This is a genomic window from Marinomonas sp. KMM3893 (assembly GCF_004352855.1).
Lineage (GTDB): Bacteria > Pseudomonadota > Gammaproteobacteria > Pseudomonadales > Marinomonadaceae > Marinomonas > Marinomonas arenicola.
In genome coordinates this window covers 207,749-219,249 of record NZ_SJSC01000006.1, presented here as the reverse complement: position 1 = coordinate 219,249, position 11,501 = coordinate 207,749, and the positions used below count along the sequence as shown (strand labels likewise).

The 11,501-nt window shown below is 43.2% G+C and carries 12 protein-coding genes and 2 rRNA genes; 12 read left to right on the top strand and 2 right to left on the bottom strand.

All coding sequences use genetic code 11. The features are described 5' to 3' along the window. The 4 genes from rrf (E0D71_RS14730) to E0D71_RS14715 form a co-directional block, all read left to right on the top strand. A 5S ribosomal RNA gene (rrf, locus tag E0D71_RS14730) occupies positions 1–108 on the top strand; the annotation flags it as partial. Positions 109–189: 81 nt separating this feature from the next. After that, a 5S ribosomal RNA gene (gene rrf, locus E0D71_RS14725) occupies positions 190–304 on the top strand. A gap of 500 nt (positions 305–804) precedes the next feature. Further along, the gene (locus E0D71_RS14720; protein WP_133004075.1) at positions 805–1,209 is read left to right on the top strand and encodes a hypothetical protein; all 405 of its coding nucleotides are present in this window, start codon (positions 805–807) and stop codon (positions 1,207–1,209) included. A gap of 23 nt (positions 1,210–1,232) precedes the next feature. After that, positions 1,233–1,919 carry a TetR family transcriptional regulator gene (locus E0D71_RS14715; protein WP_133004074.1) on the top strand — a complete coding sequence of 229 codons (687 nt, stop codon included), beginning with the start codon at positions 1,233–1,235 and terminating at the stop codon, positions 1,917–1,919. A gap of 383 nt (positions 1,920–2,302) precedes the next feature. On the opposite strand, the gene E0D71_RS14710 is transcribed toward E0D71_RS14715, so the two are convergent. Both E0D71_RS14710 and E0D71_RS14705 read right to left on the bottom strand, forming a co-directional pair. Beyond that, positions 2,303–3,367, bottom strand: coding sequence for an alkene reductase (locus tag E0D71_RS14710; RefSeq protein ID WP_133004073.1), 1,065 nt, complete (start codon positions 3,365–3,367; stop codon positions 2,303–2,305). Positions 3,368–3,380: 13 nt separating this feature from the next. After that, entirely contained in the window at positions 3,381–3,686 is a 306-nt protein-coding gene (locus E0D71_RS14705; RefSeq protein WP_133004072.1) for a metalloregulator ArsR/SmtB family transcription factor, read from the bottom strand. Positions 3,687–3,978: 292 nt separating this feature from the next. On the opposite strand from E0D71_RS14705, the gene ehuB reads away from it, so the two are divergent. From ehuB to E0D71_RS14665, 8 genes are all read left to right on the top strand, one after another. Further along, positions 3,979–4,827, top strand: a complete 849-nt coding sequence (ehuB, locus tag E0D71_RS14700) for an ectoine/hydroxyectoine ABC transporter substrate-binding protein EhuB (protein WP_133004071.1) — start codon at positions 3,979–3,981, stop codon at positions 4,825–4,827. 15 nt (positions 4,828–4,842) lie between these two features. Continuing rightward, the gene (gene ehuC, locus E0D71_RS14695) at positions 4,843–5,502 is read left to right on the top strand and encodes an ectoine/hydroxyectoine ABC transporter permease subunit EhuC (RefSeq protein WP_133004070.1); all 660 of its coding nucleotides are present in this window, start codon (positions 4,843–4,845) and stop codon (positions 5,500–5,502) included. Continuing rightward, entirely contained in the window at positions 5,502–6,179 is a 678-nt protein-coding gene (ehuD, locus tag E0D71_RS14690; RefSeq protein ID WP_133004069.1) for an ectoine/hydroxyectoine ABC transporter permease subunit EhuD, read from the top strand. Before ehuC ends, ehuD begins: the two co-directional genes overlap by 1 nt. Beyond that, complete coding sequence (gene ehuA / locus E0D71_RS14685; protein WP_133004068.1) at positions 6,176–6,949, top strand: ectoine/hydroxyectoine ABC transporter ATP-binding protein EhuA; 774 nt, start codon at positions 6,176–6,178, stop codon at positions 6,947–6,949. The genes ehuD and ehuA overlap by 4 nt, the downstream gene beginning before the upstream one ends. Before the next feature lie 354 nt (positions 6,950–7,303). Then, on the top strand, positions 7,304–8,476 hold the full coding sequence (locus E0D71_RS14680; protein WP_133004067.1) for a benzoate/H(+) symporter BenE family transporter: 1,173 nt from the start codon (positions 7,304–7,306) through the stop codon (positions 8,474–8,476). 11 nt (positions 8,477–8,487) lie between these two features. Continuing rightward, positions 8,488–9,108: a GntR family transcriptional regulator gene (locus E0D71_RS14675; protein ID WP_133004066.1), complete on the top strand. Its 621-nt coding sequence runs from the start codon at positions 8,488–8,490 to the stop codon at positions 9,106–9,108. 10 nt (positions 9,109–9,118) lie between these two features. Next, on the top strand, positions 9,119–10,795 hold the full coding sequence (locus tag E0D71_RS14670; protein ID WP_133004065.1) for a tetratricopeptide repeat-containing response regulator: 1,677 nt from the start codon (positions 9,119–9,121) through the stop codon (positions 10,793–10,795). Then, entirely contained in the window at positions 10,792–11,481 is a 690-nt protein-coding gene (locus E0D71_RS14665; protein ID WP_133004064.1) for a HAMP domain-containing sensor histidine kinase, read from the top strand. Before E0D71_RS14670 ends, E0D71_RS14665 begins: the two co-directional genes overlap by 4 nt. Positions 11,482–11,501: the final 20 nt, after the last annotated feature.

Here is an 11,501-nt window from a genome sequence, read left to right as displayed (position 1 = left end):
ATCATAGAGACGTTGAACCACCTGATCCCATCCCGAACTCAGAAGTGAAAAGCGTCATCGCCGATGGTAGTGTGGGGGATCCCATGTGAGAGTAGGTCGTCGTCAAGCTTATAATTAAGAAGTCCTGAATTATCAGGCATAAGAAAATTTGATTTTATTAGCCAATTGCTAATAAAACATACCAGTTTTCTTGATGATCATAGAGACGTTGAACCACCTGATCCCATCCCGAACTCAGAAGTGAAAAGCGTCATCGCCGATGGTAGTGTGGGGGATCCCATGTGAGAGTAGGTCGTTATCAAGATTTATATAAAGAGAAGCCCTGATCAGCTAAGCTGGCCAGGGTTTTTTTATGCCTGAAATAAAGAGTAGAGCATAATAACCTTACACCCGTGTGGGGCTCTTATGAAGGAACGCATGTGAGAGTCCCGCAACGGGATAAGCATAGGTCATTATCAAGAGTCAAATAAGGAGAAGCCCGATAGTTAACGCTATCAGGTTTTTTTTGTTCTGGGTCATTGGATGGATCGGTTATGGTCTTTCATTTACTTGTGCCTGTCTCGTGCCTCGACGCGTCAGCGTAAATGCAAACCCACAACCTTCCCTAATTTTAAACAACAGATCCAATAAATTCCGATGACCAACTGTAGGTACGCATTTATGCGGAAATGGTTCCGCAGGAGCCACTGTTACCGATAATGCTTGGACTAATTTACGAATCGCATTTTTGAAAGTTTCTATCTTTAAGTTTATTGTTCGGTGTACAATCAATTGTCCAGTGAACAATAAGCTAATGAGGTTCTCATGTCTCCACAAGAAATTGCGAAAAGTTACTTACAGGCACTCGAGGAAGCCAGCACGACCAAAGTTTTGGCTCTTTTTAGTAAAGCAGGCTGTGTGAATTCTCCTTTATACGGTGAGAGATCTGCTGCAGAGTTTTATCCAGAACTTTTTAAAGACACATCTACCTCAAAGCTTACTCTTAAAGGTGTAATGGAAGGGAGTAGTGTGTCATCAGAAACTAAATTGATCTCTATTTGGTTTCATTTTGATTGGGTGTTGGCCGATGGCGAACCTGCACCTTTCGATGTGGTGGATGTGCTGGAGATCTGTTCAACTACAGGTCTAATTAGCAAACTTCATATCGTCTATGATACTTATCCAATACGTGGGGTATTTAATGCATCTAAGGAGCTGCTTGCTCCCTAGCTCTCGAAGGTTTTATTGAATAGATGAAAAGAAAAGAGAATACAGTATCTTTATCGAAAGATAGCATTATGCATGTCGCATTAAGTTTGATTGCTGAAAAGGGCATTGATGCTTTTAGTATCCGAGATGTTGCGAGAAACATGGAAACTTATCCATCCGCGATCTACTGGTACTTTAAGAATAAAAATGCCTTGTTAGGTGAGCTTATGAGCGATGCTATGGCAGCTGTGCCGCCTCAGGAACAGAGTCTGGCTTGGGATGTTTGGTTACATCAACTCTTTTATAACTACCGTGAAATGGTGAAGCAAAGACCTTACATGGCAGAGCTTATAGGTGGCCGCTTGCTCTCTAACGCTTATCAAGAGCCTGCATTGTTAGAGGGCATCTTAGGTGCGCTTGAGCAGGCCGGTTTCTCATCAAAACAGATAGTTCCTTTATACAATAGTGTCATCTCTTGTATGTGTGGTTTTGCTTCAATGGAGTTTGGGCAATTACCAAAGGAAGATCAAGCGGAGTGGGAAGAAGCATTGCGTACAGGCGCCGAGGAGCTAAGTGAAGCAAGTTACCCACACTTAGTAAAGCATCTTCCGACTATGTTGAATCAAGCTTTTGTTCTAAGGTGGCAAAATGGCTATGATAATCCGTTGGACGACAGTTTCGATCAATATGTAAGAATATTTATAGACGGTTTGAAGGCTCAGCGGCCTTAGGTTCTCATTTCTTAGCTAAGATACTTAAAGATTTAGAAGCAAGCGCCTACTCTATATTTATTAGAAATGGATTTACTGAGCTATCAATTTTATCTGTTTGGACTTTCCAGACTTTACTTGACGCGTTACATTCACGATCAGGCAATGAAAAATATTGATAGCTTAGATTTTGGATTCTCAGAAGTTCAGCATTGGTAAGTAATCATTACAAAAGCCAACTATAGGTTTTGGTGATTCCTATGAAACGGTCATAAGTGGCCGTGAACCTTTGTCTGTGACTCCAAGCGCAATAGGCGGGCAAAAAAATACCAGATCGAAAACATAAAATCTAATTCAATGTCTTCTTAATCTGGTATTTTTATTTAGCTTACAATGTTTCTGAATTAAGCTGTTTCTGTTTCTAAAAACGGATAATCAGTGTAGCCAGCTGGACCAGAACCATACATGGTGTTGGTGTCCAGTTCATTGAGTTCAGTATCTTGCTCAAGTCGTGTGACAAGGTCAGGATTGGCTATGTAGGCTTTACCAAAGGCAACCGCATCAATGGTGTTACTTTTGATTAGTCCTTCTGCTTGTGCTTTTGTTAACGCTTCATTGCCTATGACGACGCCGCCAAATTGTTCTTTGATTTGGGCTGTCAAACCAGGCTCATTAAAATGCTCTCTGGTGAAAATAAAGGCGATATTTCTTTCTGCTAGAGCTTTGGCAACATAGCCGAATGTTTCGCTTGGGTTATCATCGCCCATATCATGAGCATCGCAACGAGGTGATAAGTGAACCCCAACGCGATCAGCACCCCAGACGTCAATGGCGGCGTCAGTAATCTCAAGTAAGAATCTGGCTCTGTTTTCTAAGCTGCCACCGTATTGATCATCACGGTGATTAGTGGACGATTGCAAAAATTGGTCAGGCAAATAGCCATTCGCGCCATGAATTTCTACACCATCGAAACCGGCTTTTTTAGCGTTTTCTGCGCCTACACGGTAGGCTTCAACGATGTGTTTGATTTCGTCAGTTTCCAGCGCTCTCGGTTCTACAAAGGCTTTAATAGGGCGGACTAAGCTGACATGCCCTTGTGCTGCGATGGCGCTTGGTGCAACAGGTTGTTCACCATTTAAATAGACAGGGTCAGAAATGCGCCCTACATGCCATAATTGTAGAACAATTTTTCCGCCTTTTTCATGAATAGCGTGGGTGATTTTCTTCCAGCCTTCAACTTGCTCATCAGACCAAATGCCCGGTGTATCAGGGTAGCCAACGCCCATTGGGTCAACAGACGTTGCTTCACTGATGATTAAGCCAGCAGAAGCGCGTTGAGTGTAATATTCGACCATTAAATCGTTTGGTACTCTTCCTTCACTCGCGCGGCAGCGTGTGAGAGGGGACATGATAATACGGTTTTTAAGTTCTAATTGGCCTACCGTAATAGGTTCGAATAGCTGAGACATGACGGCTCCATATTTATAAAGTTTGTTTTAAATAGTCTGCAAATTCTGCAATACACTCTTCATTCCGTTGGTAATAAACCCATTGACCTTGTCGTTTTGAACTGACCAGACCAGCCCGTTGAAGATTGGCTAAATGTGATGACACGGTAGATTGAGATAGACCGGCTTTTTCAAATATTTGTCCGACACAAACGCCATGTTCGTAGTTGCTGCATTGTTCTGGAAACTCAATTTCTGGCGATTTGAGCCACGCTAAAATATCACGGCGCGCGGGGTTCGAAAGCGCTTTGATGATGCTATCTAAATCGTTCTGAGTCATTTCTTTAACCTAAGCAGATGGAGTTAACTTATATCGATATATCTCGATATGCAAATTTAATAGGTGGTTTGCACAATCTTGTCATGTTTGATCTTGGCTGGAGTTCACATTATACCGTGGCAGCAGAAATAGGACATAAGGCGAGGTGAAATCAGTAAAAATAGACGAAATAAGATAACAGTTAAAAATATTACAGGACTAATTAATTCTTGAATAGTTCCTTCAATTTATTTAGTGTAATAAGGGAAAATGTATAAGAAATGTTAACGAACCACAATGGAAGAGGTCCTTTATGAGTTTTTTTGTAAATAAATATCTTATATCTCTAATTAGTTTGGTGCTTTCTTTTGTCACCGTTTCTGCATCAGCAGACACCTTGAGCACCATTAAAGAAAAAAGCAGTGTGACAATCGGTGTTGCCAATGAAGTGCCTTATGGCTATACCACATCGGATGGAAAGCCGGCAGGTGAAGCCCCTAGTATTGCGGTTCATGTGCTTCATGAGTTGGGTGTGAAAAACATTAAGGTTGTCGTGACTGAGTTTGGGGCTTTGATCCCAGGGTTGCGAGCAGGGCGATTTGATTTGATTGCTGCCGGTATGTATGTCACCCCAAAGCGCTGCCGACAGGTACTCTTCTCAAATCCGACGTACAGCATTGGTGAAGGTTTTATCGTCAAAAATGGCAACCCAGAAAAACTAAATGGTTACGCTGATGTAAAAGAAAAATCAGTGAAGCTGGGCGTTATGTCTGGCGCGGTAGAGTATGGTTATGCAAGAGACTTTGGCATTGCCATGAACAAAATTGTCACTTTACCAGATTACCCATCCGGTGTGGCGGCATTGAAAGCTGGCCGTATCGATGCCCTTGCAGGCACTAGCCTTACTATGGCGACGTTGGCTAACAAAGACAGTCATGTCGAATTGGCTCAGCCGTTTGATGATTTAATTATTAAAGGTAAATCCGTTAAAGGTTATGGCGCGTTTGGTTTCCGCCCAGGGGACGAGACGTTGCGTGATGCTTTCAACCAGCAATTAGCGAGCTTTATTGGTAGTAAAGAACATCTTGCTTTGGTGAAACCATATGGTTTTGGTAAATACACATTGCCAGGCGATGTGACCACCGCAGCGCTTTGCCAATAATAGGGAGTTGTTGCAATGGAACTTGGAGAAATTGTCTCCGTACTACTCCAGGGAGCCGTGGTCACGATTCAGATCGTGGCCATGGCTCTGCCGCTGGCGGCTTTGATGGCGTTTGTTTTTGGCTTGATTAGACTCTATGCCCCAGCTCCTTTTAAACAGTTGGCTATTGTATACATAGAATTTTTCCGTGGCACTTCTGCATTGATTCAGTTGTATTGGATTTATTTTGTGCTGCCTTTCTTTGGCGTTTCAATTGATGCTTTAACCGCCGGTGTCCTTGCGCTTGGTTTAAACATAGGCGCTTATGGCACAGAAGTGGTTCGGGGTGCTATTCAGGCAGTACCTAAAGGGCAGTATGAGGCGTCGGTCGCATTGAATTTTTCAGCATCGCAGCGCTTAGTGTATATTATTCTGCCGCAAGCTCTCGTTAATATGATTCCTCCCTTTGGCAATTTGTCTATTGAATTGGTCAAAGCCACTTCGCTGGTCTCTCTGATCACAATCGCAGATCTAACCTTTAAGGCCAAATCATTGGCTGACATGACATTGCAAGTGGGTGAGATTTTTGGCGTTGTGTTGGTGTTATATTTCGCTATCGCTCAGTGTTTATCCCTATTTTTTCGCTATCTTGAAAAGCGTCTAAGCAGAGGTTTAGGCCGCGGAGGGGTGAACTAATGATTGAACTTACCTGGGATTGGGCTTTTGTTTGGCAAGTCTTGCCAATGATATTATCGGCGGCAAAAGTAACCTTGTTAGCCACTTTATTAGGCAGTTTATTGGCGGTCACAGTGGGCTTGATTTTTGCCCTATTAAGACGTGGTCCGAGCAAACTAATACGCATTGTCGTGTATTGGTTGATGGAGTTTATCCGCAGTACTCCTTTGCTCATTCAAATATTCTTTTTGTATTACGTCATGCCTGAGTTTGGCATCAGTATGTCGCCCTTAGTGACCGGGGTAATCGCCCTTGGTGTGCACTATGGAGCCTACTTGTCTGAGGTGTTTCGCAGCGGAATTGAAGGCGTAGATAAAGGCCAATGGGAGGCTTCACGAGCGCTGAATCTAACCACGCTAGACACTTATAAAGACATCATTTTACCTCAAGCAATTCGCCCTATGATCCCCGCCACGGGCAATTACATTATTGCCATGTTTAAGGAAACCCCACAGTTATCGGCCATTACATTATTGGAAATGCTGCAAGTGGCAAAAATTATCGGTTCTGAAAATTTCCGCTACCTAGAGCCTTTTACCCTAGTTGGGGTTTTGTACTTATGTTTCAGTTTGTTGGCGGCCTACAGTATCCATCACATTGAAAGGCGTTTTCCAAAAGAAGGATTTAACTTGCGATGAGTCAGCCTATTATTGAATTTAAAAATGTACAAAAGAAGTTTGGTGACACCACCATTTTCGACGGTTTTAATTTTCGTGTTGAAGAGAATGAAATTGTCTCCATCATTGGCCCCAGTGGATCAGGAAAGAGTACTTTGCTGAGGATTTTGATGACTCTTGAAGGGATTGATGGTGGTTACATTAATGTTGGAGGGGAGTCGTTGTGGCATATGTTGTGGAATGGAGCCTATGTGCCGGCTTCTAACAAGCATTTGCATAAAATGCGTGATCAGTTAGGTATGGTGTTTCAGCATTTTAACTTATTTCCTCATATGACGGTAAAGCGCAATATCACCGAAGCACCAATGCGAGTTAAGGGTTTGTCTCGACAAGAGGCGGAAAAATCTGCAGAAGAGCTATTGGAGTTAGTGGGCTTATCAGATAAGGCAGACAGTTACCCAAATGACTTATCGGGAGGACAAAAACAACGCGTTGGTATTGCTAGGGCACTGGCCATGCGTCCTTCTATTTTATTATTGGATGAGATCACATCGGCCTTAGACCCAGAGTTAGTGGATGAAGTGCTGGATGTGATTAGAAACTTAGCCAAAGAGCAAAGCTTCACTATGCTCTTGGTGACCCATGAAATGTATTTTGCTCGCGAAATCAGTGATCGGGTGTGCTTTTTTGATAACGGGAACATTGTGGAAGAAGGCAAGCCGGAAGCAATTTTTACAGACCCTAAAGAAACACGAACCAAAGCATTTTTGAATGCTTACCTAGGTCAATAAAAGAAGCCTAATAAAAAGCAAAGCAATACAGGGCGTTATCGCCAACAAAAGTGGACCACCGCAAAGCCGTTTATCATGCAAAGCATGGTGACGGCTTTTTTGTTTTTAGGTCGATCAGTTAAAAATGTATACAAAAAAATATTTTTTGAAATTATCCCACAAAGCATGGTGACGGCTTTTTTGTTTTTAGGTCGATCAGTTAAAAATGTATACAAAAAAATATTTTTTGAAATTATCCTACAAAGCATGGTGACGGCTTTTTTGTTTTTAGGTCGATCAGTTAAAAATGTATACAAAAATATATTTTTTGAAATATAGTGGTGCTAATGAAAAACTAGATTGGGGAGATAAGCGTTGTCTGTATTCAAAGATATAAGTCTTAGTGCCGTGGTGGCTGGTTTTATTGCGGTATTGGTTGGCTTTGCGAGTTCTGTTGCCATTGTTTTTCAAGCTGCTCAGGCGTCGGGGGCAGATTCACACACAATTGTTTCTTGGATCATGGCCCTAGGGCTTGGCATGGGGGCGAGCTGTTTCTTTCTTTCCTTGTGGTATAAAGCCCCGGTTATTACGGCTTGGTCTACGCCTGGGGCCGCGTTATTGGCAACCAGTTTGGGGCAGATCACATACGCAGAGTCTATTGGCGTGTTTATCTTTGCCGGCGCCTTAACGCTGCTTACTGGCGTCACAGGTTTATTTGATCGATTAATGCGGTTAGTGCCTTTGCCCATTGCTTGTGCGATGTTGGCAGGGGTACTGTTTAAGTTCGGTTTGGGGATTTTTGAGTCGTTAAAAACAGACACATTTTTAGTGGCGGCCATGTTGGTGACGTATTTGGTGGTTAAGTATTTTTTGCCTCGTTACGTGATTTTGATTGTGTTTATAGTCGGTGTTATTTTGAGCGTCGTACGTTCGGATGATGCTATGTTGAGCCATATTCCGCTGTCTGTAGGTCAATTTGTATGGGTGTGGCCTGAGTGGAATGTGAATGCTTTGATTGGCATTGGTATTCCTCTGTTTATCGTCACTATGACCTCACAAAATATCCCCGGTGTTGCGGTTATGCGCAGCAGTCAATACCACACACCAGTGTCTCCCTTGATCAGCTGGACAGGGCTTGCTTCTGTTGTGTTGGCGCCTTTGGGTGGCTTTGCGTTTAATTTGGCCGCCATCACCGCGGCGATTTGCTCGGGCGATGAGTGCCATCGGGACCCTAAGCGACGTTATATTGCGGGTTTATCTGCAGGGCTTTTTTATCTGCTTGCTGGATTAGCGGGTACCTCGGTGGTTGCTCTGTTTTCAGTGTTTCCAAAAAGCATGATAGCGGCATTGGCGGGCATTGCTTTATTAGGGACCATAGGTATGAATTTAAAAAGTGCGGTGTCTAATGATCAGTACCGTGAAGCGGCCTTAGTTACCTTTTTAGTAACCGTCTCTGGCGTATCTTTTGCGGGAATTGCGTCTGCTTTTTGGGGGATTGTATTGGGTAGTGTCTTCTTGTTAGCAGCCAAACTTACAAAAAGTAACTAGAGGTTGAGTCAATGCTACTGTATCAAAAAATAAAGGACGATATATTAAACAACCGATTGCCCGTTGGACGTCCATTAAGGCAAGTGGAATTATCTGATCGTTATGGGGTGAGTCGCATTCCAGTTCGTGATGCGCTTTTGCAATTGAAAGCAGAGGGCTGGTTGGTTCCTCATGGTAAAGCTGGGCACATTATCCCAGATCTGAACTGGCAAGAAGCAGAAGATCTTTATTTGATGCGTGCAGATCTTGAGCCCAGACTTTTTTCTTATGCGTTTGAGGGTATTCAAGCGGATGATATTGGGCGTGCCAAAGCCACCTTAGGGTTATTGGATAACGCCCGACTCACCTTACTGGAAAAAGGGGAATTAAACTGGGCGTTCCATAAGATCTTGTATTTTCCTGCTAATAGACCAACCTTATACAAGACAGTGTGTTCCCTAAATCAGCAAGCCAGCCGTTATTTGGGCTTCCAATATGGGCCAATGAACTACAAAGACCACAGTCAAAAAGAGCATGCAGTATTACTTGAATTGATTGAGTCGGGTGATCACTCGTCGGCATTATCACTGCTAAAAAAGCATATTCAAGACGCTGGGCAGTTATTAGTCAGTCATCTGAAATCAACAAACTAAAAGAGAGACTATGGTAGACATAAATACACGGATACGATCTGGGCCCATTAAAAACGCTCTTTCCTATGGGAGCTATTCTGCGCTGGTGGCGGATGAGTTTGAAAACTCCCGACAATCCATACGGCAGATGCTAGTGGCGCTTGGCTTCGCCTTAGTCGACCAAACTTCCACAGGGAAAGGGGTGATTGAGGCGTGCCGTGCGCGAAAATATGACTTGGTATTGTGTGATTTCCGGTTAGGCCATGGCAAAAATGGCCAGCAAGTTTTAGAAGAATTACGGCAACTTAAATTATTAAAAAGTGATGCTATTTTCATTGTGATTTCCGCAGAAACAAGTCGCGATGTGGTATTTGGCATTATGGAGTCACACCCTGATGAGTACCTTGGTAAGCCATTTACTCAGGGAGTGTTAAGCAAAAGGTTAGAGCGTTTGTTTGCGCAAAATGAGGCGCTTGCGAACATGAAAGAAGCTCAAGCAAAGAAAGACTACCCTCAGTTGCAACGGTTATGTGAGGAACATATTGCGGGCCAAGGTCGCTACTCTATTTGGTGTAAAAAAGCCTTGGTGGATGCTTTCTTGGCCACAGAATCTTGGCAAGCGCTGACGCAACTTTGTAGCACTGAGTTAGAATCTCGCGATATTGATTGGGCGATGCTAGGCATGGCCAAAATGCATATTGGTCGCCATGATTGGGATACTGCGATTCAGTGCTTAGAGTCAACATTAAAAAGCTTTCCACAGAGCACCACAGGGTACGATTTGTTGGCCTTTTGCTTTGAGAAAAAAGGGCGCTTTAGTCAAGCTCAGCAAGCGCTAGAGGAAAGCGTCAAACTGTCTCCCTTGGTGGCGCTGCGACAAAAAAAGATGATGGAGTTGAGTTGCGAGAATGGTGATGTTCACAGTGCGGTCAAGGCCAGTAATCTGGCATTGAAGCTGACGGCGAACACGATTAATGAATCACCAGAGCAATATTTCCAGTTGGCTGATTTGTTGTCTGAGGCATCGGTCGAGCTAGAAGGTAGAGAGCGTAAAAAAATGACCGACGATGCGTTGCTGGTTCTTAATAGAGTCTCTAAAAAGTATTCAGATCAACATGATGTGCGTCTCAAAAAAGCCCTTTGTGAAAGCCGATTATACAGCATTCAAGGTCATGCTAAGCAGGCGCTAGCAAGCTTAGACGCCGCGATTAAAATGATCGAAGAAGCCCCTGAATTAAAAACGCCTGACATTTCGGTTCAATTAGGTAAAACACTTTACTTGGCAGGCAAGAAAGAAGAGGCAAATGCCCAATGGCAATCTGAAGGCACTGTTCAACAGCTATCGTCAGAGCAAGAGCAGGCTATTTTGGACTTTATTGATGAGCCGCTTCCTATGGGGGCTCGAGCAAAAACTAAAGCGCTCAATTTTAAGGCGTTAAATCACTATGCGAAACAAGAGTACGATGAGGCCCTTGCCGTGTTTGAAGAGGCACTCTTAATCTCTCCTAACCACCCAGGTCTTAATTTAAACTTGGTGCAAACAGTGATTAAAAAAATGGCAGCGGATCAAGGCAGTGACAGGCTATTAGAACGATGTCATCAAGCCTTTCAACGGTTGAATCATGTGGGAGAGAATCATAAACAGTTCTCTCGTCTCCAAACGCTTAAAACATTTATTACAAAATATAACCCTCAGGATTCAGCATGAGAGACTCGATAAAAAATGAATTTCATCATGTCATGATAGCCTCTATGAATGACATGAAACAATCTGTGAATTTATTACAGCATACGTTGGAGAAAATGCCGTTGGGCTCATCCTCCAAGACGCCAGAAGAGACAGATTTAACCTCCATTCACTATGAAATTAGTCGTATGCAGAATGGTATAGAGCAATTGCATAACTTGTATCTGCTCGAAAAAAATGAACTCACCTTTCGATTGACTGATGCCTACTTATTAGAGCTTATTGAGGAGCAAGTGATTTCTCATGACGTTCTCTGTCGCCGCGTTGGGGTCACGATCAAGGTCATTGCCAATGATGACATTAGTGGCTATGTGGACATCAATTTGGTCAGCCATATTTTGGACATCGCCATTGTTAATGCCATCCGCTATAGCGACGGCGTTATTCAAATTGATTTACAGAAAACCGAAGATGGCACCAAAATCATCATTGATGATAACGGCAGGGGGTATCCAGAAGAGCGTCTTCAGCACTTCTCAGAAATAATAGAACAGCAAGATTTCTCGGGATTAACCAATCAGATGCTGGGTTGGTATTATTGTTACCTGGTTGCCAACATGCATCAAAACCGTGAACAGCGTGGCTGGGTTCATTTGAATAATGAGTCAGTGCTAGGCGGTAGTCGATTTGAAATTTTTCTCCCTTAACAGGCGCTAAAAGCCTATAA